This window comes from Thiorhodococcus minor (assembly GCF_010820565.1).
Classification (GTDB): Bacteria; Pseudomonadota; Gammaproteobacteria; order Chromatiales; family Chromatiaceae; genus Thiorhodococcus; species Thiorhodococcus minor.
Genome location: NZ_JAAIJQ010000005.1, coordinates 72,913 through 94,674 on the forward strand (window position 1 = coordinate 72,913; position 21,762 = coordinate 94,674).

At 65.7% G+C, this 21,762-nt stretch carries 27 protein-coding genes; 13 read left to right on the forward strand and 14 right to left on the reverse strand.

What is annotated here, in order from left to right; all coding sequences use genetic code 11:
• The first annotated feature begins 406 nt into the window (after positions 1 to 406).
• Positions 407 to 1,456 carry a DUF2333 family protein gene (locus G3446_RS02780; RefSeq protein ID WP_164450874.1) on the forward strand — a complete coding sequence of 350 codons (1,050 nt, stop codon included), beginning with the start codon at positions 407 to 409 and terminating at the stop codon, positions 1,454 to 1,456.
• A 611-nt stretch (positions 1,457 to 2,067) separates the two neighbouring features.
• On the opposite strand, the gene lpxD is transcribed toward G3446_RS02780, so the two are convergent.
• Positions 2,068 to 3,132, reverse strand: coding sequence for a UDP-3-O-(3-hydroxymyristoyl)glucosamine N-acyltransferase (gene lpxD / locus G3446_RS02785; protein WP_164450875.1), 1,065 nt, complete (start codon positions 3,130 to 3,132; stop codon positions 2,068 to 2,070).
• 390 nt (positions 3,133 to 3,522) lie between these two features.
• On the opposite strand from lpxD, the gene G3446_RS02790 reads away from it, so the two are divergent.
• Positions 3,523 to 4,134 (forward strand): NAD(P)-dependent oxidoreductase, encoded by a 612-nt coding sequence (locus G3446_RS02790; RefSeq protein WP_164450876.1) that lies wholly within the window; start codon positions 3,523 to 3,525, stop codon positions 4,132 to 4,134.
• A 30-nt stretch (positions 4,135 to 4,164) separates the two neighbouring features.
• Here the strand turns inward: G3446_RS02790 and msrA are convergent, their stop codons facing one another.
• From msrA to G3446_RS02815, 5 genes are all read right to left on the reverse strand, one after another.
• Positions 4,165 to 4,827, reverse strand: coding sequence for a peptide-methionine (S)-S-oxide reductase MsrA (gene msrA, locus G3446_RS02795; RefSeq protein WP_164450877.1), 663 nt, complete (start codon positions 4,825 to 4,827; stop codon positions 4,165 to 4,167).
• 81 nt (positions 4,828 to 4,908) lie between these two features.
• The gene (locus G3446_RS02800) at positions 4,909 to 5,181 is read right to left on the reverse strand and encodes a pentapeptide MXKDX repeat protein (protein WP_164450878.1); all 273 of its coding nucleotides are present in this window, start codon (positions 5,179 to 5,181) and stop codon (positions 4,909 to 4,911) included.
• Positions 5,182 to 5,271: 90 nt separating this feature from the next.
• Positions 5,272 to 6,042, reverse strand: coding sequence for a molybdopterin-dependent oxidoreductase (locus G3446_RS02805; RefSeq protein ID WP_164450879.1), 771 nt, complete (start codon positions 6,040 to 6,042; stop codon positions 5,272 to 5,274).
• A 10-nt stretch (positions 6,043 to 6,052) separates the two neighbouring features.
• Positions 6,053 to 6,661, reverse strand: coding sequence for a cytochrome b/b6 domain-containing protein (locus tag G3446_RS02810; protein WP_342450017.1), 609 nt, complete (start codon positions 6,659 to 6,661; stop codon positions 6,053 to 6,055).
• Complete coding sequence (locus tag G3446_RS02815; RefSeq protein ID WP_164450880.1) at positions 6,658 to 7,419, reverse strand: DUF1223 domain-containing protein; 762 nt, start codon at positions 7,417 to 7,419, stop codon at positions 6,658 to 6,660. The genes G3446_RS02810 and G3446_RS02815 overlap by 4 nt, the downstream gene beginning before the upstream one ends.
• 196 nt (positions 7,420 to 7,615) lie before the next feature.
• On the opposite strand from G3446_RS02815, the gene G3446_RS02820 reads away from it, so the two are divergent.
• The 4 genes from G3446_RS02820 (at position 7,616) to G3446_RS02835 (ending at position 10,605) form a co-directional block, all read left to right on the forward strand.
• The gene (locus G3446_RS02820; protein ID WP_164450881.1) at positions 7,616 to 8,191 is read left to right on the forward strand and encodes a sigma-70 family RNA polymerase sigma factor; all 576 of its coding nucleotides are present in this window, start codon (positions 7,616 to 7,618) and stop codon (positions 8,189 to 8,191) included.
• The gene (locus tag G3446_RS02825; protein WP_164450882.1) at positions 8,188 to 8,829 is read left to right on the forward strand and encodes a DUF1109 domain-containing protein; all 642 of its coding nucleotides are present in this window, start codon (positions 8,188 to 8,190) and stop codon (positions 8,827 to 8,829) included. Before G3446_RS02820 ends, G3446_RS02825 begins: the two co-directional genes overlap by 4 nt.
• Positions 8,830 to 9,121: 292 nt before the next feature.
• Positions 9,122 to 9,547, forward strand: coding sequence for a rhodanese-like domain-containing protein (locus tag G3446_RS02830; RefSeq protein WP_164450883.1), 426 nt, complete (start codon positions 9,122 to 9,124; stop codon positions 9,545 to 9,547).
• 125 nt (positions 9,548 to 9,672) lie between these two features.
• On the forward strand, positions 9,673 to 10,605 hold the full coding sequence (locus tag G3446_RS02835) for a ZIP family metal transporter (protein ID WP_164450884.1): 933 nt from the start codon (positions 9,673 to 9,675) through the stop codon (positions 10,603 to 10,605).
• A gap of 40 nt (positions 10,606 to 10,645) precedes the next feature.
• Here the strand turns inward: G3446_RS02835 and G3446_RS02840 are convergent, their stop codons facing one another.
• From G3446_RS02840 to G3446_RS02865, 6 genes are all read right to left on the reverse strand, one after another.
• On the reverse strand, positions 10,646 to 11,077 hold the full coding sequence (locus tag G3446_RS02840) for a hypothetical protein (RefSeq protein ID WP_164450885.1): 432 nt from the start codon (positions 11,075 to 11,077) through the stop codon (positions 10,646 to 10,648).
• 6 nt (positions 11,078 to 11,083) lie between these two features.
• On the reverse strand, positions 11,084 to 12,502 hold the full coding sequence (locus G3446_RS02845; protein WP_164450886.1) for a PhoH family protein: 1,419 nt from the start codon (positions 12,500 to 12,502) through the stop codon (positions 11,084 to 11,086).
• Between the two features lie 93 nt (positions 12,503 to 12,595).
• Positions 12,596 to 13,069 (reverse strand): peroxiredoxin, encoded by a 474-nt coding sequence (locus G3446_RS02850; RefSeq protein ID WP_164450887.1) that lies wholly within the window; start codon positions 13,067 to 13,069, stop codon positions 12,596 to 12,598.
• 127 nt (positions 13,070 to 13,196) lie between these two features.
• A complete protein-coding gene (locus G3446_RS02855; protein ID WP_164450888.1) occupies positions 13,197 to 13,736 on the reverse strand; it encodes a glycine cleavage system transcriptional repressor in 540 nt (179 codons plus the stop codon).
• Between the two features lie 111 nt (positions 13,737 to 13,847).
• Positions 13,848 to 14,408, reverse strand: a complete 561-nt coding sequence (locus G3446_RS02860) for an FmdB family zinc ribbon protein (RefSeq protein ID WP_164450889.1) — start codon at positions 14,406 to 14,408, stop codon at positions 13,848 to 13,850.
• Positions 14,409 to 14,505: 97 nt separating this feature from the next.
• Positions 14,506 to 15,180 carry a Fe2+-dependent dioxygenase gene (locus G3446_RS02865; protein ID WP_164450890.1) on the reverse strand — a complete coding sequence of 225 codons (675 nt, stop codon included), beginning with the start codon at positions 15,178 to 15,180 and terminating at the stop codon, positions 14,506 to 14,508.
• Between the two features lie 344 nt (positions 15,181 to 15,524).
• Here G3446_RS02865 and G3446_RS02870 point away from each other — a divergent pair, with 344 nt between their 5' ends.
• Positions 15,525 to 16,103, forward strand: a complete 579-nt coding sequence (locus tag G3446_RS02870) for a hypothetical protein (RefSeq protein ID WP_164450891.1) — start codon at positions 15,525 to 15,527, stop codon at positions 16,101 to 16,103.
• 76 nt (positions 16,104 to 16,179) lie between these two features.
• Here G3446_RS02870 and G3446_RS02875 read toward each other — a convergent pair whose 3' ends face one another.
• Positions 16,180 to 16,392, reverse strand: a complete 213-nt coding sequence (locus tag G3446_RS02875; protein WP_164450892.1) for a YgaP family membrane protein — start codon at positions 16,390 to 16,392, stop codon at positions 16,180 to 16,182.
• A gap of 207 nt (positions 16,393 to 16,599) precedes the next feature.
• On the opposite strand from G3446_RS02875, the gene G3446_RS02880 reads away from it, so the two are divergent.
• A complete protein-coding gene (locus tag G3446_RS02880; protein ID WP_245232264.1) occupies positions 16,600 to 17,112 on the forward strand; it encodes a hypothetical protein in 513 nt (170 codons plus the stop codon).
• Positions 17,113 to 17,205: 93 nt separating this feature from the next.
• Here G3446_RS02880 and G3446_RS02885 read toward each other — a convergent pair whose 3' ends face one another.
• Positions 17,206 to 17,691, reverse strand: a complete 486-nt coding sequence (locus G3446_RS02885; protein WP_164450893.1) for a cyclic nucleotide-binding domain-containing protein — start codon at positions 17,689 to 17,691, stop codon at positions 17,206 to 17,208.
• A 213-nt stretch (positions 17,692 to 17,904) separates the two neighbouring features.
• Here G3446_RS02885 and rpsF point away from each other — a divergent pair, with 213 nt between their 5' ends.
• From rpsF to dnaB, 5 genes are all read left to right on the forward strand, one after another.
• Entirely contained in the window at positions 17,905 to 18,300 is a 396-nt protein-coding gene (gene rpsF / locus G3446_RS02890; RefSeq protein WP_164450894.1) for a 30S ribosomal protein S6, read from the forward strand.
• A gap of 49 nt (positions 18,301 to 18,349) precedes the next feature.
• Complete coding sequence (rpsR, locus tag G3446_RS02895) at positions 18,350 to 18,574, forward strand: 30S ribosomal protein S18 (RefSeq protein WP_164450895.1); 225 nt, start codon at positions 18,350 to 18,352, stop codon at positions 18,572 to 18,574.
• Positions 18,575 to 18,648: 74 nt separating this feature from the next.
• Positions 18,649 to 19,560 carry a hypothetical protein gene (locus G3446_RS02900; RefSeq protein WP_164450896.1) on the forward strand — a complete coding sequence of 304 codons (912 nt, stop codon included), beginning with the start codon at positions 18,649 to 18,651 and terminating at the stop codon, positions 19,558 to 19,560.
• 45 nt (positions 19,561 to 19,605) lie between these two features.
• Complete coding sequence (gene rplI / locus G3446_RS02905; RefSeq protein ID WP_164450897.1) at positions 19,606 to 20,055, forward strand: 50S ribosomal protein L9; 450 nt, start codon at positions 19,606 to 19,608, stop codon at positions 20,053 to 20,055.
• 298 nt (positions 20,056 to 20,353) lie between these two features.
• Entirely contained in the window at positions 20,354 to 21,760 is a 1,407-nt protein-coding gene (gene dnaB / locus G3446_RS02910; RefSeq protein WP_164450898.1) for a replicative DNA helicase, read from the forward strand.
• The last annotated feature ends 2 nt before the right edge of the window (positions 21,761 to 21,762 follow it).

Sequence of the window (21,762 nt, forward strand, 5' to 3'; positions counted from 1 at the left end):
GATCCGCCCGCGGCCGGGCTTCTCCCGCGCGCACTGAGTCGTTCCCATCTCTTCAGGGTCATACAAGCGGCTGGCCAGCAGGCGCGCGTCGCGGGCACTGGATGCCGTCGCGGGCTTCACCCGGCGGGTGAGCCAGCAGGCACCCCCGATCTTGAAAGCGACCAAGGCGTTGCACGAAGCGAGAAGCGGTCAATTGCCGGATCTAGGCTCAGGAGCGGGCGCTGCCGGGAGATCGCTCGCAAGGCCGTCGGAGAACGCCGTAAGCCATGCGCTCCACGTGGTAATTGCTGGATCTCAATTCTTATTGGATTAGAAGTTAATAATGTAGTGAACCGTTAAATTTCCGTTAAGCGTCGTGCCGGGTCCCGATCGAGGACCCGTGCGCCCGAGAGGAGCTGTACATCAGATGACTGAGCGCCGAGCCGCCCCGAATCCACCCTCTTTTCCGCCACCTGAGGCGCCCAGCTCGGCCGCCACCTGGCTGAAACGCGCCCTGGTCGCCATTGCCTCGATAGCCGGACTCTACCTGCTGGTGGTGCTTGCGCTTGCCTACTATTGGTGCCACCAGCCGGCCACCTTCGAGATCGCCGAGGTCTTGCCTGAGGGGGCCGTGCAGGCGGATGGCGCCCCGGCGCCCGGCAGCGCGCTGGTCACGGCGGTGGTCGGGATCGGCGAGACCCTGCTCGATAAGCCAGGCGGCTTCCTGCACAACGACGTCGTGCCGCCCGGCGCCTTTCTGGACAACTGCCCGAGCTGGGAGTGCGGCGCCCTGATGGCCGTCAAGGATTCCGTGCGCTCGCTGCGCAACGATTTCAGCCGCTCGCAGAGCCAGTCGTTCGAGGACGACGACGTCAAGCGTGCCGACCTTCAGTTCGCGATCGATCCGAAATCCTGGCTCTTCCCCGCGGCCGAGGACGAGTACAGGCAGGGTATCGATGCCCTCAAGCGCTATCGCGAGAAGCTCATGGCGAGCCCTCAGAGCGGCAACCTCTTCCACGCGCGCGCCGACAACCTGGCGGACTACCTCAACGTCATCGAGAAGCGGCTCGGCCATCAGGGGAGTCGGCTGAGCTCCAGTGTCGCGGATCCCGTGCTCACCCAGGCGCTCGCGCCCAAGCAGGCCGAGGGGGAGGTTGGGACGGAAGCGCCAAAGACGCCCTGGGACGAGGTCGATGACGTCTTCTACTGTACGCGCGGCTACAGCTGGGCCTTGCTGCACATCATGCAGGCGATTCAGCTCGACTTCAGGGATACGATCGAGGCCAAGAACGCCGAAGCCCTCCTGAGCCAGATCATTCGAGACCTCCAGGGCGCCACCCGCGCCATGTCGAGCCCGATCATTCTCAATGGCGACGGCTACGGGGTGCTCGCCAACCATTCGCTCACCATCGCTTCCTACGTCTCACGGGTGAACGCGTCCGTGCTGGACCTGAAGATTCTGTTGAAAGACGGCTAAGGCGATTTCTGGCCTTGGTCACCAGTCGGGCCGGTAGGGTGGACGAGCGAGAGAGACTGTGAAGACATTCTGCGTAGGTTGGGCTGAGGTACGAAGCCCAACATGGCGGCTAGCCTAACGCTTTCATTGTTGGCCCCCCTGCGTCGGCCCAACCTACACCAATCTGCGATCTTCGCGGTGCGCTTGGATGACGCTCACAGTCTCGAGAGCGAAGTCCACCGAATCCCGCGCAGGGATTGGTGGACTGCGCTGCGCTTGTCCACCCTGCGGGAGACAACTGGCCGAAACGATGATCGACGCCCGATTTCTCGCAATCTTCCGACCAGCCTTTCACACTCAGAAAATGCGTGACGGGATGAGGGCAGGATGCGCTCCGCCGGTCATTTTTCCCGCCTACGCCCCAGGATCGCCCGCAAGCGACTGGTAGGAGGATTCGAGGCATTCGCCGAAATCCCTAGCGTTCGGAGGATCGCGCTGGCTTGGACGCGCTGCCGCGGGGCGACCCCAGCGCAGACCGCAGGGCGGGTGGAGCCAGGGGCCGAGTCCCTGGCTCCTTCCCGTCTTCCGCGCGATGCGCCGACGTTGCCTGCAATCCTGGCCCCGCGTGCGGCTCAGCCGCCCTTCTCGGGGTCGCCGCTTCCTTCGAGCTGAGCCAGCCTGGACTCCAAGGTCGCGATGAGCTGCTGCTGGCGCTTCACCTGCTTGAGGAGTGTCGGCAGCCGGCCGAGCGCGGCCTGCTCGCGCAGATTGCGGCCGACCGCGCGCGCAGGCGTCCCGTTGACGGCAGCGCCGGGCGCGACATCGTTCGTGACACCGGCTTGGCCGCCGACGCGCGCGCCGTCGCCAATCCTGAGGTGATCCGAGATCGCGGCTTGTCCGGCGATGATGCAGCCGGTGCCGATCCGCGTGCTCCCGGCGATGCCGCTTTGGGCGACCATGATGACGTGCTCGCCGAGGCGGACGTTGTGGGCGATCTGCACCAGATTGTCGATCTTCGACCCGCGGCCCACCGTCGTGGCTCCGAGCGTCGCGCGGTCCACGCAGACATTGCTGCCAAGCTCGCAATCGTCCTCGATCACGACCCTGCCCAGCTGCGGCACCTTGCGATGCCCGCTGCCATCCCATTGATAGCCGAAGCCGTCGCCGCCGATGCGGGCGCCGGAGTGGATGATGCAGCGGTCGCCAATCCGGGTGTCGCGCTGCACGGTCACATTGGCGTGGATCACGCAGTGCCGACCGACCTCGACGCACGGCCCCAGATAGACGCCCGGCCCGATGACGCTGCCATCGCCCAGGCTTACACCTGCGGCCAGCACGGCCCCTGGCGCGATCGTGACCTGGCTGCCCAGCGCCGCAGTCGGGTCGATGCTCGCATCTGGGTGGATGCCGCTGTAGTCGGGTGGCGGGAGGAAGCGCTCCGCGATGGTGAAAAACGCCTCGCGCGGCTTGGGCACGCGGATGACGTTCCGAGGTATCGGCTCGGGAAAATCCAGTGGGGCGAGCACGACCGCTGCGGCGGACGCGGCGATGGCGCCGTGCTGATCAAGGGCTTCGACGAAGCAGAGATCTCCCGGTGCCGCCGCGGCCAAGGTCGCGACGCCGGTAAGGTCGGGCAAGGGCGGCGTCGGGGGCGGGAGGTCGAGTTGGCGGCAGAGGTCGGCGCAGGACAAGATCATGGCGTGCTTCCTGTTGCTGGGTGGTGACGCGAGCGCATCCCCAGCGGCCGCGAGAGGTCGGGACTATAGCCGAGTGCCAAGCGGCCTGGCCACCCGCCGACCGCGTCCATGGTTGAGCTCCGCTCGGCCCCACTCAACCTTCTGATGCGATGGCAGCTTCGCCAGTGCTGGCGCTCTCCATGTCGAGGCGGCCCTGAGACCCAATGACCCAAAAAGAGCAGTTGAACCGCAAAGGGCACAAAGCGCGCAAAGGATTTCAACATCCTGTCTGCGAAGCCATGCTCACCCAGAGGGTGAAGCGACGCGGCAATGCAAGCCTCTGTTTTTCTAAGTGTCCTTCGCGCTTTTGCGGTTCTAATTGCCAAATCTAGGAATGAGGAATCGATCGGCATGCATATCGCACTCTTCGGCGCGACGGGCGGGACCGGGCGCCAAGTCCTGGCCCAAGGCATCGCCCAAGGCCACAGCATCTCCGCGCTCGTCCGGGATCCGGCCAAACTGCCCGACCGAGCCGGACTGACCAAGGTTCAGGGCGACGTCCTCGACCCGGAGCCTGTGGCCCAATGCGTTGCGGGCGCGGACGCCGTGATCTGCGTTCTCGGCTCCCACGGTCGCCAAGCGCCCGTCGAGGCAGGCGGGACGGAGCGGATCCTGGAGGCTATGCGCGCCTCGGGCGTCCGACGCCTCATCGTCGTGACCTCACTCGGCGTGGGTGACAGCCGTCCGCAGCTCTCCTGGCCCGTCCGTCTGATGATGGATCTCACGCTCGGGGCGATCATGCGGGCGAAGGAAGCCCAGGAGGCCTTGGTGAAAGCGAGCGGCTTGGACTGGACCATTGTGCGTCCCGGCGGCCTGACCGATGGTCCCAAGACGGGTGGCTACGGGTTCGGCGTGGACAGCGCCATCAAGCCGGGGCGTGTCTCGCGCGCGGATGTCGCCGACTTCGTGCTGCGACAGCTCGCTGATGACGGCTTTCTGCATCAAGCCCCGGCGGTCGTGTAGACGCGCCAGGCGCAGGCGGGGCGGCTGGGCTTACTTCGCCCGATACAGCTCCGGCAGCCGCCGCTCCAGCTCGGTCAGCTTGGGCTGGTCGTGGATGACGATGTAGGGCTGTGTCGGGTGGCGCGGCAGGTAGTCCTGGTGGTAGGCCTCGGCGTCGTAGAAGCCCTCGAGCGGGGTCACTTGCGTGACGATGGGGCCGGAGTAGATGCCGCTGGCGTCGAGCTGGGCGATATAGGCCTCGGCGATGCGCTTCTGCTCCTCGCTGTCGTAGAAGATGGCGGAGCGGTACTGGGTGCCGACGTCCGGGCCCTGGCGGTTGAGCTGGGTCGGGTCATGGGCGACCTCGAAAAAGACCTTGAGCAGCTGGCCATAGGTGACCTGGGACGGGTCGTAGGTGATGCGCACGGACTCGGCGTGGTCGGTGCGCCCGGAGCTGACGCGCCTATAGGTCGCGCTGTCCGCATCGCCGCCGGCATAGCCGGAGACCACGTCTTCGACGCCGCGCACGTGCTCGAAGACGGCCTCGACGCCCCAGAAGCAGCCGCCGCCCAGGACGGCGGTCTGGGTGCCTGGCTTGGGGGGCTCGTCGACCTTGGGGTCGGGTAGCCCTTCCGCGTGGGCGCTCCAGGTCGTCGTCAGAAAGGCGGTTGCGGCGATTGTCTTGAGGCTCAGGCCCAGCAGACGGCGTCTCATGGCTTCACTCCTCGATGGCTTTCATTGCGGGTGTTCGGATGTCGGCGCGGCCCGCTCGGGCGGGCCGTCGCCGGCGGCTCGCTACTTCATCATGCCGTCTTTGGCCATGCTGCCGCCCTTCTCCATGGCGTCCTGCTTCATCGCGTCCTTCGCCATCTCGCCCTCCTGCATGGCGTCCTTGGTCATGGCGTCCGTGCTCATGGCGTCTTTCGCCATCTCCCCCTTCGCCATGCTGTCCTTGGCCATGGCGTCTGTGGACATGGCGTCCTTGCCCATGTGGCTGTCGGCCGAGACGGCTGCGCCGCCGAAGGCCAGGACGAGCGAGAGCAGTGCGGTGCTGGTGGTTTTGATCATGGTGATCTCCAGAAGTTTGCGTGCGCGTTGTGGGTTTATTGCCTGAGCTGCGTGGCCCGAGGGCCTGTGCGTCGGGGCGCCGAGCTGGGCTCAGCTGCCGCCGAACCAGTTGTACCCCTGGTCTTCCCAGTAGCCGCCGGGGTAGGTGTTGGTGACGAAGATGGCCTGGACGTGCTTGGGGTTCTTGTAGCCGAGCTTGGTTGGAATGCGGACCTTCATGGGGAAGCCGTAGCGCGCCGGCAGGGTCTCGCCGTCGTAGGTCAGGGTGAGCTGGGTCTGCGGGTGCAGGGCCGTGGGCATGTCGATGCTGGTGTAGTAGTCGTCGGCGCACTTGAAGCCGACGTACTTGGCGTCGAGGTCCGCACCGATGCGCTTCAGAAAGACATGGAAGGGCACGCCGCCCCACTTGCCGATGGCGCTCCAGCCCTCCACGCAGATGTGGCGCGTCACCTGGTCGGCCTGGGGCAGGGCGCCTAGCTCGGTCAGGCTCCAGGGGTGGCGGTCCGCCACCAGGCCGGTGACTTCCAGGCGGAAGCCGTCCGCGTCGACCTGGGGGACGCGATCTAGACCGTAGAAGGCGTTGAAGGGGAAGGGCCGGGTCATCTCGGATTCGTCATAGGTCGGCGCGAGGCGCTTGGGGTCGAACAGCCAGGCCTGGACCTTGTCGTTGAAGCGGTCGATGCGGCGCAGCGCGCCCTCGACGCCCGCCGAGTCGCCGAGGTCGCAGCCGGTCAGTAGCGACAGACCGCCGAGTGTGAGGGAGCCCTTGAGGAAGCGGCGTCGCGCCGGGGAGTCGATCCGGGCGAGCGCCTCCCTGAGGATGATGTCCCGATCGGCGGTCTGGTGGGTGGGCTTACGCATGGGAGGCTCCTCAGCGGCCGCGGATGATGGCAATCAGGGTGCGCGGCACCATGGCGACCATGACCAGATGGATGGCGACGAAGCCGACTAGGCCGGCCATGGCGAAGAAGTGGATGTAGCGGGCCGTCTCGTAGCCGCCGAGCAGCTCGCGCAGCAGGGGGAACTGGACGGACTTCCAGAGCACCAGGCCGGACAGGACCAGCAGCAGGATGTCCAGCATTACGAAGAGATAGGCCGCGCGCTGCACGGCGTTGTAGTGCTGCGGGTCGGCGTGCGACAGGCGTCCGCGCAGCGCCGCCTTGAGGTCGGCCAGGACGGTGCGTGGCGAGAGCGGCAGGAAGCGCCGCCACAGCCGCTTGCTCGCGACGTTCAGCGCCAGGTAGAGGATGCCGTTGGCGACCAGCAGCCACATGGCCGCGAAGTGCCATTGCAGGGCCCCGGCCAGCCAGCCGCCGAGGGTGATGTCGTTGGCGAAGCGGAAGTCGAAGAGCGGCGAGGCGTTGTAGATGCGCCAGCCGCTCATGACCATGATGACCACGGCCAGGGCATTGACCCAATGGGTGATCCGCAGCCAGAGCGGGTGGATCAGTGGGCGTTCCGACGGGACAGCTGTGGTCACGAGCCGACCTCCTGATGGGTGAGACAGCGATCCGCGCCGACGGCCTGTAGCACCTGGCCACTGCGCGGATCTTGGACAAAGGCGCCGACCGCCAAGGCATCGGGGCGCCAGCTCGGCGCTAGCGCCAGGGTGCGCTTCAGGGTCAGCTGACCGGTCTTGAGCGGGAAGGGACCCAGCCAAGCGCGCACCACATGATGGTGACGCAGGCGGCGGCCGCGGTTCTCGCCTGCCGAGATATCTGAGCTGAGACCGCTTTCCGCAACCGCGATAACGAGCAGGACATCCTCGAGGGGGCTGGCCGCGCGGGCGTCGAGGGCGAGCCGTCCGTCCTCCGACAGGGCCGCCCGCAGCCGAAGACTGGCGCGGGCCGGTTGGGCGTTGATCCGCTCGACCTGGCTCGCGAGCGATCCGGGCCGGGTCGCGGCCCCGTTGATGAAGAACTGCGGCGTATAGACCGTTCGAGCGCCGCCCAGTCCGACCAGCCAGGATTGACGCTTCGCGAAGCCTTCCTGCGCAAAGGGATCTCGCCAGCCCAGGTCGTCCCAGTAGCCGACGTGCAAGGCCAAAGGCACCAGGCTCTGGTCCGGGCGCAGTCTGCTGAGACGCGCGTCCGCCGGCGGGCAGCTCGAGCAGCCTTCTGAGGTGTAGAGCTCGATCAGGGCCGTGGTGCCTGGCCCGCTCTCGACCTCGCAGGCCGCCTTGCCCGCGAGCGGCAGGCTCACGAGTAGGGCCGTGAGCAGGGCGAGGGCAGGGTGCATCGGCTTCACCTCGATGTATCGTTGGGGCATCGTATGTGCCGTTCGGGCCTCGGCGGCTCGGATCGGACGCGGATCCGTCGTGCCGTCCTCGCAGAGCAGTTCGAGGCGAGGTGGTGATCGGTTACACGAGCAGGCAAAATCCCGGTTCAGCCGGGTCCTGAAGGACTCCTGTAACCAAAGGCGGCGCTGGAGCGAAATGACACACGAAGGCCGAGCAGACCACGTCGAGATCGAGCTGCGGGAATCCTTCCTGCGGGGGCGTGATGGCGACAGCGCGGCCTATCAAGGGCTCTTGGAGGTGCTGACCGCGCATCTGCGCGCCTACTTCAAGCGGCGTCTGACAGCCATGCCTGACGAGGTGGAGGATCTGGTGCAGGAGACCCTGCTCGCCATCCACAACAAGCGCCATACCTACCAGGCCAGCCAGCCCTTCACGGCCTGGGTCTATGCGATCGGCAAGTACAAGCTGATCGACCTCTTTCGCCGGCGCGCCGTCAGGGAGCAGCGGACGGACTCCATCGACCTGCTCGCGGAAGGCGCGGCCGAGCTGTTCTCCACTGCCGACTCCGACGCCGCCGAGGCCCGGCGCGATCTGCACAAGCTGTTGGCCCAGCTGCCGGACCGCCAGCGCCTGCCGATCGTCCACACCAAGCTCGAGGGGCTGTCGGTGGCGGAGGCGGCGAGAGCGACGGGGATGTCGGAGTCGGCCGTCAAGGTGGGCGTGCACCGTGGACTCAAGGCCCTGGCGGCACTGATACGAGGTGAGACATGAAGACCGACGATCTAGTCATCCTCTTGGCGAACGATGTGGAGCCGGTCGAGCGCCATGCCGTCGGGCGTCGCTATGTCATAGCCATCGGGCTAGGCGCCGCTGCTGCTGCCGCGCTCCTGGTCGGCCTGCTCGGCGTGCGCCCGGATCTCGCAGAGGCTGCGCGACTGCCGATGTTCTGGGTGAAGCTCGCCTTCGTCGCCAGCCTCGCCGGAGCCAGCCTGGCGGTCACGCTGCGTCTGGGCCGGCCGGGCGTGCGGCTGCACTGGGCGCCGACCGCCTTGGCTCTGCCGGTGCTGGCGATGTGGGGGCTGGGGGGTGTCGAGCTGGCGGAAGCGAGCTCGGTCGAGCGTGCGGCGCTCGTCTTCGGTACAAGCTGGAAGTCCTGCCCTGGGCTCATCGCCACACTGTCCATTCCCGTCTTCATCGCCGCCCTCTGGGCCATGCGCGGCCTGGCGCCGACCCATCTCCCGCTTGCCGGGGCCGCCTCCGGGCTCCTGGCCGGTGCGGTTGGCGCGCTGGTCTACTGCCTGCACTGCTCGGAGCTGGGCGCACCCTTCCTCGGGATCTGGTATCTGATTGGGATGCTGATTCCGGCGGGCGTTGGCGGGCTCCTTGGGACGCGCCTGCTAAGGTGGTAGCACTCTCCACTGGCTGAGCCTTGGAGTGGGGCTGGGCCGATCCTCGCGTCGCCTGCCTAGCGCTCGGCTCAGACTCCGTCTCCTTTGATCCTTGACGTTTCTCATTGTCCGGCACCGCAAGGCGCGGGCAAGCTCTCGCGCCCCATTCGATCCTGTGCAAGCCAGCTGCCTCCTCTGTGAATCGCCGGCCGATCGCGGCGCGCGGCGCGGTCTCTTGCGCAATGTGGATGGATTGCATGAATTGAGCACGGACGAGTATCCGCGCATCTACTGTTAAGGACAGGAAAGCACGATGTACAACGTCTTCAATCCCGCCAGTCCAGTCGGTTTGATGGATTTCGTGGCAGCGGCAAAATCCCGTATCCGAGAGGTAACGCCAGATGAGCTGCAGGAGATGCGCTCCGCCGATTCGGATCTGATGATCCTGGACGTGCGCGAGTCCTCGGAGCATGAGCAGGGGCATATCGAGAATGCCTTTCTGATCCCCCGCGGCATCCTCGAGGCCGCGGCCGATCCGACCTATCCCAAGTGCGTGCCTGAGCTGGCTTCCAGTCATTCGCGCTCCATCGTCGCCTACTGTGCCTCAGGTGGTCGCTCGGCCATGGCGGCGGCCGTCCTGCAAATGATGGGCTTCGAAAAGGTCTACAGCCTGGCCGGGGGCTTCGCCGGCTGGGAGCAGGCGCAAATGCCGGTGAGGCGCGAAGCGCGCTACGTTTGATCCAAGCGGCTCGAGGGTGCGCAAGCTGGCAGCAGGCTTCGCCCTCCGGGCCGGCGTGCTCCGGAGCGCCTAGGGGTTGCGTTATCGTTGAGACATTGTCCTGACAGCAGTTGAGCTTCGTGCCCATGGAATTCGTCGACCGCCTCATCGCTCCTGCCCAACGTGCCGCATGGCAGGACCACGCCCGCAAGCACCCGTTGACGACCGCTGGGCTCTTCGTTGCCCTGGTTGCCATGCTGGTCATGCTCGCATCCAGTGTGTGGCAGGTGGTCGCTGGCGAAGCCTCTGTCGCGCTGCGGCTGGCGATGGGGGGCGGCCTGGTGGCGGCGCTTGCAACGGCGCTCGGTGCCCTGCCGGCGTTCGCGCTCAACGGGATCAATCAGCGTCTGGAGGACAGCATGCTCGGCTTGGCGGCCGGCATGATGTTGGCGGCGAGCTCCTTCTCGCTGATCATCCCGGGGCTCGAGGCGGGTGAGGCGCTGACCGGAACGACCGCACTCGCGGCCTTGGTCGTGGTGGCCGGCATGGCGTTGGGCGTCCTCTTGATGCTGGGGCTGGATCAGTTCACGCCGCATGCCCACATGCAGACCGGCCCTTGTGGCGCCGGCAATGAGCGCATCAGTCGACTTTGGCTCTTCGTCTTCGCGATCGCGCTGCACAATCTGCCCGAGGGGATGGCGATCGGCGTCGCCTTTTCGCAGGCCGATATGAGCGTCGGCGTGCCCTTGACCACGGCGATTGCCCTCCAAGACATGCCCGAAGGCCTCGCCGTTGCTATGGCGCTGCGTGCTATTGGTATCAGACCCCTTGGCGCGGTCGCCCTGGCCGCAGCGACGGGGCTGATGGAGCCGCTCGGGGCCCTGCTCGGCGTCGGGCTGAGCGCCGGGCTGGCACTCGCTTATCCCGCTGGTCTGGGGCTAGCCGCCGGGGCCATGATCTTCGTCGTCTCCCACGAGGTCATCCCGGAGACGCATCGCAACGGCCACCAGACGCCGGCGACGCTGGGGTTGATGGCCGGCTTCGCCTTGATGATGGTGCTGGATACGACGCTGGGGTGATGCCGCTCGGTCGTCCCAGCTCTTGGCGACTCGCTGGCGGCTAGGCGATCTTTGGCGGATGCGCTTCCTGCAATGGGAAGGCGGATACGGGGTCGAGAAGGTGGAGATGGACCCGTTCGTCCCCGTCTGGCAGGGCGCGCTCGAAGGCCGCTTCGATCCTCTGCATCTCGTCTGCCGCGCGTCCATCCATGAGGAGGACGAGACGAAGCCGGTTCATTCCACCTGCGTCGCGCTCGGAAATGCCCACCTGGATCCAATCGCTCAGCTTGGCGACCGCCAGGCTGCAGCTGTCGACCGAAGCCATGTAGATCAGCAAGCGTCCGCCAATGGCGATGCGCCGCTCGATCCCCGCCGCCTGGGACAGCTCCGAGGGTGAGTCGTCGACTCGCTCGAAGACCTCGGCTGGGCAGGTGCATCCCAGGCTGTCGCGAACGAACCGCTCGAGCTCGGGAGTGGCCGGCTGGATGCCCATCCGAGCCTAGAGCTCCTGGGAGGCGAAATCGGCCAGGCGCGAGCGCTCGCCGCGCATCAGCGTGATGTGTCCGCTGTGCGGCCAGTTCTTGAAGCGATCCACGACATAGGTCAGACCTGAGGTCGTCTCGGTCAGATAGGGTGTGTCGATCTGGCTGATGTTGCCGAGACAGACGAACTTGGTCCCTGGCCCAGAGCGGGTGATGAGCGTTTTCATCTGCTTGGCGGTGAGGTTCTGCGCCTCGTCCAGGATGATGTACTTGTTGAGGAAGGTCCGCCCGCGCATGAAGTTCAGCGAGGAGATGCGGATACGGCTGCGCACCAGATCGTTGGTGGCAGCCCGGCCCCAGTCGCCGCCTTCCGGCTGGGTCAGGACCTCCAGGTTGTCCATGAGCGCGCCCATCCATGGGGTCATCTTCTCTTCTTCCGTTCCGGGCAGGAAGCCGATGTCCTCGCCCACGGGCACAGTGACCCTGGTCATGATGATCTCGCGGTAGAGATTGCGGTCTAGAACCTGCGCCAAGCCGGCCGCAAGGGCGAGCAGGGTCTTTCCGGTGCCCGCGGAGCCGAGCAGCGTGACGAAGTCCAGCTCGGGATTCATCAGCATGTTGAGCGCGAAGTTCTGCTCGCGGTTGCGCGCGTTGATGCCCCAGACATTGCGGCGCGTGTGGCGATAGTCGTCGATCAGCTCGATGACCGCCTCGGCCTCAGAGCGCTTGTCGCGTACCATGGCCTCGAAGGCGCCATCGTCGCCCAGGGCGATGCACTGAGCCGGATACCAGTCAGCGATGTCCGGTCCGGCGACGCGGTAGAAGGTTCGGCCCTCTTCCTTCCAGGCATCGACGGTCTTCTCATGGTGCTCCCAGAAGTCCTCGGGCAGCTCCTCGAGTCCGGTGTAGAGCAGCGCCGCATCATCCAGGACTTGGTCGTTGGAGTAGTCCTCGGCGGGAATCCCCAGCACGGCCGCCTTGATGCGCAGATTGATGTCCTTGGAGACGATGATGACCTGGCGGTCCTTGTGCGTCTCGCGCAGCGCCTGTGCGGTGCCCAGGATGTTGTTGTCGGCGATGGTGCCTGGGAGGGATTCCGGCAGCTTGAGTGTCAGCAGCTCGGTTTGGAAGAAGAGGCGCCCGGTCGCCGGCGCGATGATGCCGCCGCCATTGGTCGAAGCCGGTCCGATCGGCAGCCCGGCATCGATCTCGTCCTTGTCCGCGTTGCTCATGAGCTGGTCGAGGAAGCGGCTGACCTGGCGGACATTGCGGGCCACTTCGGACATGCCCTTCTTCGCGCGGTCGAGCTCCTCGAGGACCACCATGGGCAGGAAGACGTCGTGCTCCTGGAAGCGGAAGAGGGCGCTGGGGTCGTGCATGAGCACGTTGGTATCCAGGACGAAGAGGCAGGGCTTGTCGTTTTCGCGCTTGATCATTGGGCTTTTGAGCGGACACCTTGGCGGGCGGGGTGAATGGACCAGGGCCGGGCGGCTGGCTCCAGGCCGGCCGCATCTGGCGGTGGACAGGAGCTAGCTGGCGCCGAGCGCTTGAGCGGCTGCCAAGACTTCCTCGACGTGGCCCTTGACCTTGACGCCGCGCCACTCCTTGCGCAAAACGCCGTCCGCGTCGATGAGGAAGGTGCTGCGCTCCACGCCTAGGCTCTCCTTGCCATACATCTTCTTGAGCTTGATGACGTCGAAGGCCTTGCAGAGCACCTCTTCCTTGTCCGAGAGCAGATCGAAGGGGAAGGACTGCTTGGCCTTGAAGTTCTCCTGTGCCTTGATGCCGTCGCGCGAGGCGCCGAGGATGACGGTGCCTGCCGCGGTGAAGGCATCCATGGCATCGCGGAAGTCCTGACCCTCCTGGGTGCAGCCCGGGGTGCTGGCCTTGGGGTAGAAGTAGAGCACGAGGGCCTTGCCGCGATAGTCCGAGAGCTTGACGGTCTTGTCGCCGGTGGCGGGGAGCTCGATGTCTGGAAGGGTCTCGCCGGTCTTCAGTGTCATGGTCATGGTCTCCGATCGCGTCGACGGTGGGGCGGCGATTCAGGGCTCGCCGAATCGCTGTCCAATGTGGGGATGACCAGGGCTTGTACAAAAAAGACCGGCATGCCTGCCCGGCTCCGCGGATCGCTCAGCTCTTCAGGGGCTCCAGGACGGCATCCAGGTTCAGGCCGTCGCAGTAGTCCATGAACTCTTCGCGCAAGGCCGCGATATGCAGGTCGGCCGGGATGCCGATCGTCATGTGCACCGAGAACATCGGGGTGCCGGTATGGGCCGCGGCATAGGTGCTGGTGGCCATGTCCTCGATGTTGATGTTGCGCTCGGCGAAGAACCCGGCGAGGTTGTTGACGATGCCAGGGTGGTCCATCGAGACCACGTCGATGGCGTAGGGCAGGAGGTTGCCCTGAGAGGTCCGTTGGCCGGTGCGCTTGGAGATGATGGTCATGCCGAGCTGGCGCTCGAGCTCGGGGAGCACGTTCTCGATCTTGGCCAGGGTGTTCCACTTGCCCTCGACGAGCAGCATCGCGGCGAACTCTCCTCCCAGGACGGTCATGCGACTGTCCTCGATGTTGCAATCGTGCTCCAGCACGGCCTTGGAGAGCTGATTGACGATGCCCGGATGATCTTCACCCAGCGCGGAGATCACGAGATAGGTCTTCTGCCTGGTCATGTCCTTGCCGATGGTCGGAGGTATAAGGGTCTGAGTCTGTTGGCCACCGAGTGTAGCACGGAGATACCCGCGGCCATATTGGGCCGGTGCCGGCCTAGGTGGCGGGGCGCTTCAGTCTTGGCGAGTCCCCTGAGCGGGCTCCGGCGCCTGCAGTGGATACCAGGTTTCATCGCGTTTCGGCGGCAGCAGGTCGCGGCGCATCTGCTTCAGCGCCTCGATGGTCTGCTTGCCCCCGCCGGCCGAGAAGGGATCTTCCTGCTCGAGCGCGTCGCCGAGCTCGGCATCGATCTGGTCGGGGTCCTCGCCCGCCTCCATGCGGCGAATGGCCTCCGACATGGCGTCCCCCATCTTGAGGCCGCTGGCTTGGAAGAGCTTGCGCATGGCCAATGCGGCCTGCTTGGGGTCTTCGTCGTCGAGGTGCTCGAGCTCGCCCGCCATGGAGGCCATGGCGCTCATCAGCTTTTCCTCGTCCATGCCGGGTGGCAGGTCGTCGTCGCCCGCTGCGTCGTCGCCGTCCGCCCGGCCGGAGCTGATCGCGAAGAGGCTCGCCTGGCGATCCAGCTCGGGTCTGCCGCAGCTTGGGCACATGGGGCGGGTTTGGGTGTCGACGCGGCGCGAGAAGAAGTTGTAGATGGTGTGGCAGTCGGGGCAGTAGAACTCGTAGACAGGCATCTTGCGGACCTCCAGTCGGTGATGCGCGAATTCTATCCAGGGACGCGCGCGACGGGGAGCCGTGGCGTCGCGCAGCGCGGGCGCAAAGCGCCAGGGCTCACAGCTCGCCCCACATCCTCAGCAGGTTGGCGTAGGAGCGGTCGACCTGGCCCGTGGTCTCGGCGCCTGGAGACTCCCTCAGCAGCTGCTCGCGTGCCAGCCCGAGCTCGTAGAGCAGCTCGCGGCGCGCGGCGTCGCGGACGTAGCTCTGGATCCAGGCAAGCGCGACCAGGCGCTCGCCCGAACGAACCTCGGCGACCTGATGCAGGCTGGACGACGGGTAGACGACCGCGTGTCCGGCGGGCAGCTTGACGCTTCTGTCCCCAAAGCTCGTGCGAATGACCAGATCGCCGCCGTCGTAGGTATCCGGGGCGTTGAGGAAGACCGTCATGGAGACATCCGTGCGGAAGCGCGGGCCGCCCGCGCCCATGATGGGGTCGTCGACATGATCGCCATAGGCCATGCCGGGCGTATAGCGGGCGAAGATGGGGTCGGACACCCGGTGCGGGAGCACGCCGAGTCGGAAGGTGTCGTTGTGCCCGAGGCTTGCCATGAGGATGCGGATCAGCCGCTGCATGCGCTCGGCGTCCGGTCGGAGCTCTTCGTTGTGCTTGACGCGGGCGGCCGCGAAGCCGGCCGTGGCCTTGCCGTCGACGAAAGGCGCCTCGGCGAGGGTTTGGCGAATCTTCTCGAGCTGGGCGGCATTCAGGAGGTCTGGAATGGTGAGCAGCATGGCGTGTGTCTCTCGCGTTAGGCGATTGCCGGAATTTCGTCTACCAGCTGGTGCCGGATCGGGGCTCGCCTTCAAGGAGCGTCGGCAGGAGCATCGCTGGGCTATCTGGCTGGTGGGGCGACACAGAAGGCGGGCGTCAAGACAAGCCAGATGGTATGAGAACTGACAGAAATCGCCTTGGGCGGGGATGACATCGGGCGCGGCGGTCGCTCTCCGCTTTATCCAGGAGTCGCTGCAGAGACGCGGTCCGCGAGCTGGATCCAGCCTGGAGTGTCTTGCCGTACCATAGGAGAATCGGAATCTACTGATAGATGTCAAGACAGCACAGGATTTGGAGGCACCACATGATCCTCAACGCGATCATCGACGAACAAGTCTACGAGCTCAATGTGCCGGACGCGCTGGTCGCCCGGGCGGGCGAGTACTTCGATCAGCTCGACCGGGACATGGATGCCGGCTGGCAGATGAGTCGCGAGTGGGTCGATGCGCCGGATCGCATGCAGCGCTGCCAGATCGTCGCGGACAAGCTGCTGACCGCGCTCGAGACCGAGAACGAAAAGCTCGGGCTGCTCATGGCCGGGTACATCCTGGCGCGCCTGCCTGGTGTCGAATCGGTCGAGCTGGATACCCAGGGCGAAATTCAGAACAACGGCTTCACCATCGCCGAGTCTCGCCCGAGTCCTGCGCCGGCGGCTGGAGATGGCGCCAGGGGCATGGGTAAGCTCGAGGCCATGGAGCAGGCCGGGCAGGACGTGAGCCAGGTCTTCCGGGTCGGACGCGGATACCGCTTCTCGGTCTTGGATCCGGCCACGGGTGCTTGGCAGGATTCGCCGACGCTCGCGAGCGAGCAAGAGGCGTCGCGCTTGCGCCAGCAGGCCTTCAAGGCCCGCTACGAGGAGCTGATCGGGAAAGACGCGAGCTGAGGCCGAGGCCGGCAGATCGCTGGTGCGCGCACCCTGCTCTGGGCCACAGGGGCGCACTGCGCCCCTGTGGGGTGAATCAGCTGTCGGCGTCTTTGTTGGTGTTGATCTTGAGTGGGAAGTACGCGGGGCAGACGCCCAGTACGGCCGTTGCGAGGACGATGAGGCCGACGACTGTCAGCACGACTTTCATGGTGACGGATGACACCATGAGGCCGGCGAGGATGAGCACGCCTGCGGCGGCCAAGCGGATGTTCTTGTCCATCGGGCCGACATTCTTTGCCAGGGCCATGGCTTTCGCTCCTGTGGTTGAGAAACTGAGAATTCCGGGCGCGGGAGGCTCGTCGCGCGCCTCGGAGGCCGGCGGCGAGGTCTCGTAGAGACCCCTGCCGTCAATCGCCCGCGCATTATAACTGGCGCCAGCCGTCACGGTGATTGCGATATGTTGTCGGCCGCCCGCGCCGCGCTTGCGGTCGGCGCAGACTCAATGGGAGCAGAGATGATTTCGAGCAAGGTTTGGCCGAAGACGACGTCCGCGCTGGCGACGGCCTGCGGCATGGCTTGGATCCTGGCAGGCTGCTCTGGCACCGCCGAGGATGTCCGCATCAGGCTGTGCAAGGATCTGGTGATAGCCCAGCTACCAGGAGCTGCCAGGCCCGCGTGGGCCGAGGCGGATGTCGAAATGCGGCGCTCGGAAGAGCTGGTCGTGCTTCTGAGCTTCGATGCGCGGGGCGCTGGAGGGAAGGCCGAGCCGATGCGGGCGACCTGTCACTATCGGCATGACGCCGTCGACGATACGGCGCTCACCCTCGCCAATCCCGCGGCAGCCTATTCCACCTCGCCATACCGCATGACCCTGAATGGCGAGTCGATCGGCAACCCGCGTCTCGCCCGAGCGATCAAGCAGGCGATGACCAAGCAGGGGCGTGAGCTGCTCGAGAAGGCGCAGAAGGGAATCGATGACGCGGCGCGCGCGATCGAGGGCTCGTTCGGGGGCGGGGAAGGGCGTTGAGGCAAGGGCGCGCGCTCGCCCCTGTGAAGCAGCAGAGGCGGCATGGCGCGCGCCTGCTGCTCGGCGGGCGGGACTAGGCGCCGGGGCGGCCCTTCAATAGAGCGCGTGGGACCGGCTGACGTACTTGGTCAGCTCGACGTGCTGTGCGTTCATCCGCCTCAGGATGTCTTGTCCCACCTCCACGATGTTCTGCATGACGCGATAGACCAGCCAGGGGTGATCGGGCAGTAGCTGCTCGAATGCGTCGCGCTGGAAGCTACAGACCTGGGTACGTCCGAGCGACCTCAGGGTCGCGGTATGCGGCTGGCCGCTGATGAAGCCCATCTCGCCGGCGAGATCTCCCGTCCTCAGCACGTGAATGGTGGTGTAGTCGCCCTTGCCGAGATCGCGAGTGACGGCGATGGCGCCTTCGGTGATGACGTGAAGACTGTTGTCGACGTTGCCTTCGTGGATGAGCGCCTCCTGGTCCGCGAGGCGTTGGCAGCAGGCGATGCCCGCCAGTGCCCGCACCTCCTCGTCGCTCAGGCTGGAAGTCAGGCTAGAGCGGCGCAGCGAGTCGAAGTCTTGCTCGAGGCCCATGCAAAGTTCCTCCTAATATTCGAACTTGGTGATGTGCCTATTGAGTTTGATCCAGAGGCGTTCCCAGGGCAAGCGCGGCTGGCGTCCTCGGCTCGATTTAGGGTTTTGCATTGCGGCAGCCTCTTCGTCATAATGGCCGATTGCCCCGGTTGCTTGGGGTACTCCTTGCCTCACCGTTACCTGCGGGAGGCTGTCAATCCGAAAGGAGCAGCAATGCGACACTACGAAGTAGTTTTTCTGGTGCATCCGAGCCAGAGTGAGCAGGTTCCCGGGATGGTCGAGCGCTATCAGGGCAATCTCGAGAAGCGCGGCGGCGTCATCCATCGTATCGAGGACTGGGGCCGTCGTCCGTTGGCCTATCCCATCAATAAGGTGCACAAGGCGCACTATGTGCTCATGAACGTCGAGTGCGATCGCGAGGCGATCGACGAGCTCGAGAGCGCCTTTCGCTTCAATGACGCCGTCATGCGCAACCTCATCATCCATCGTAAGGATGCGGTCACCGAGGCTTCGCCATTGGCGAAGAGCGGCGATGAGCGCGAGCGCTCCGAAGGTGGGGATGGCGACTCGGGCGACGGTGGCGATTCCAACGCCAAGAACGACGACTGACGCAGCGCCCATCGGGCCATAACCTGAAGCTCTAGCCACGGAGAGAACCATGTCCCGCTTTTTTCGCCGCAAGCGTTACTGCCGCTTCACCGCAGAAGGCATCACCGAGATCGATTACAAGGATCTCAACCTGCTGAAGGCCTACATCAGCGACTCGGGCAAGATCGTGCCAAGCCGCATCACTGGGACCTCGGCGAAGTATCAGCGCCAGCTCGCGCAGGCCGTCAAGCGCGCCCGCTATCTGGCGCTCCTGCCCTACACCGACGGTCACTGAGGTACGGCTGCCGCCGCGCTGGTCCGGGCTCGAATGCGTCGAGCGGATTCAGCTCTCGGCCGCGCGCCGCCGACATGAGGTCGATTGCCAGCTTCATCATGCGGGGCTACTCGCAGGCGACACTGGTCGTGACTGCGAGTGCCATGCTGTCGCTCCTGCTTCCGCTCCTCGGGCTCATCAGCTCGGGGGCGGTCGGGCTGGTGACCTTGCGCAATGGCCCCCGCGAAGGGGCCGTGCTGGTCGCGCTCGCCACGGTGGCGACGGCCATCATCTCGACGCTCGCTCTCGGCTCGCCCTTGGCTGCCGTCGGCGTCCTGGCGGTCCTGTGGATTCCGATCTGGGGGCTGGCGGCCATCCTGCGCGCCACGCGGGCCCTGGGGCTCACGGTAAGGCTCGCTGGTCTAGGCGGCTTGGTGATCGTGGTGGTCGTGAACCTGCTGGCTGGGGACCCCGAGGTCTACTGGCAGCAGCTCATGGAGCCCTTGCGCGAGTCCCTCGTCAAGGACGGCCTGATCGAGTCCGACGCAAGCCTCGCCGTGTTCGCCGGGTTCGCGAAGTGGATGACCGGGGCCTTTGCTGCGGCGCTGGTGCTGCAGTACCTATTGAGTCTGTTCATCGCCCGTTGGTGGCAGGCGCAGCTCTACAACCCAGGCGGCTTCGGCCAAGAATTCCGCGGCCTGTCCGTTGGCCGAGCGGCGGCCGTGCTCTTCCTGGTGCTGCTGGTCTGGGCTGTCCTCGCGCAGGGCGCGGGGGTGGCGGCCGACTTCATTCCGGTGCTTGGCGTGCTGCTCCTGCTGCAGGGGCTTGCCTTTGCCCATTGGCTCGCCAATCACCGCGGCTTGCAGCAGGGCTGGCTCGTCGGACTCTATGTGCTCTTGGTCTTCTTCATGCCCCAGGTGAGCTTGCTGCTGGCCAGTGTTGGCTTGGTCGATGTCTGGGTGGACATCCGCGGCCGCGTCGCTCAGCGCGATCGGAGCGGGCGCTGAGCGCTTGTGGCGGCAACCAGATAAACTCTTGAGAGGAATGCGAAAGTGGAAGTAATCCTGCTGAAAAACGTGACCAACCTGGGAGTGCTCGGGGATAAGGTCAAGGTCCGCGCCGGCTACGGCCGCAACTATCTGCTGCCTGGCGGTTACGCGGTCGCCGCGACGGCGGAGAACGTCAAGGCCTTCGAAGAGCGTCGCGCGGAGCTTGAGAAGGCCGCGGCCGAGCTGCTCGCGGCGGCCGAGGATCGTCGCGCCAAGCTCGAGGGCGTCAGCCTGACGATCGCGCGCAAGGCGGGTGACGAGGGACGGCTGTTCGGCTCGGTCGGCACTGGCGACATCGCTGAGGTCGCGGTCGATGCCGGCTATGAGCTGGACAAGTCCGAGGTGCGTCTGCCGCAGGGGCCGTTCCGGGCCGTCGGCGAGTATGAAGTGACCCTTCATCTGCACCCAGAGGTGGATGTCCAGATCAAGGTGGACGTGGTCCCCGGCGACTGAGATCCCTCCGAGCCCCGGTGCTCGCCGGGGCTCCTGGTCCGCCCGGACCTTCCGTGCTCGCGATGTCCGTTCTTGCCCTCCGCGGCACGCACTGTCGACGTGTCGCGCGCGTTGTCGGCACCTCGCATCCAGATCTTCTTGCGCGTCCCTCGCCCTGGTCGCAGAATCTCCGTTCGCGATCTTCTTGAATGCTTCCCGCGTCGAGGGCTCGAGCCTGTCTCGCTGCTCGACGAGCCTGCAGTCGCCGCCGCCTTCGATGTCCGGCGGATACGCCCGCCATCGCACTGCCCGAGGACTCATGTTCGATTCAGCCCCCAATGAGATGATGCCGCTCGGCCCCGAGGGTGCGGTAGACGAGCTGCGCGTGCCGCCGCACAACATCAATGCCGAGCAGTCGCTGCTCGGCGGTCTCATGCTCGACAACAGTGCTTGGGATCGCATCGCCGACAAGGTGAGTGAGGGCGATCTCTATCGCCGCGAGCATCGGCTGATCTTCGGCGCCATCGCCAGGCTGGCCGAGGAGGATCAGCCCTTCGACGTCGTCACCCTGGCAGAGATGCTCGAGCGCACCGAGCGTCTGGAGGACGCTGGCGGCCTGTCGTACTTGGGTATGCTGGCGAACGAGACGCCGAGCGCGGCGAACATCAAGGCCTATGCGCGCATCGTGCGCCACAACTCGGTGCTGCGCCAGATGATCTCCGCCGGCACCGCCATCGCGGACAGTGGCTACAACCCGCAAGGCAGGGACGCGGCAGAGCTTCTCGACGAGGCCGAGCGACGCGTCTTTGCGATCGCGGAGCAGGAGGCGCGCGGCGGCGGTGGCTTCCAGCCCATCAAGACGCTGCTGGGGATGGCGGTCGAGCGGATCGACATGCTCTATCAGCGCGACGAGCCTATCACCGGGCTGGGGAGCGGCTTCTCGGATTTCGACATGATGACCTCCGGGCTGCAGCCGTCAGACCTCATCATCGTCGCCGGCCGGCCGTCCATGGGTAAGACCACCTTCGCCATGAACATCGCCGAGAACGTGGCCATCCAGTCCAAGCGTCCGGTCGCGGTCTTCAGTATGGAGATGCCGGGCGACTCGCTCGCGATGCGCATGATGTCGTCGCTGGGCCGTATCGATCAGCATCGCGTGAGAACCGGCAAGCTCGAGGACGATGAGTGGCCACGCTTGACCTCGGCGGTCAACATCCTTGCCGGTGCCGCGATGTTCATCGACGACACGCCCGCGCTTTCGCCGACTGAGGTGCGCGCGCGCGCGCGGCGCCTCAAGCGCGAGCAGGGCGATCTCGGTCTCGTCGTCCTCGACTATCTGCAGCTGATGCAGGCGCCGGGCGCGGGCGAGAATCGCGCAACAGAGATCTCCGCCATCTCCAGATCGCTCAAGGGGCTGGCGAAAGAGCTGAACGTGCCCGTGATCGCCCTGTCGCAGCTGAACCGAAGTCTGGAGCAGCGTCCGAACAAACGCCCGGTGATGTCGGACCTGCGTGAGTCGGGCGCAATCGAGCAGGACGCCGACCTCATCGTCTTCATCTATCGGGACGAGGTCTACAACGAGGACAGCAACGACAAAGGCCTTGCCGAGATCATCATCGGCAAGCAGCGCAACGGCCCCATCGGCACCGTCAGGCTGACCTTCCTCGGCAAGTACACCAAGTTCGAGAATTACATCGGCAACTACTATGGCGAGGGCGGCGGCTGATC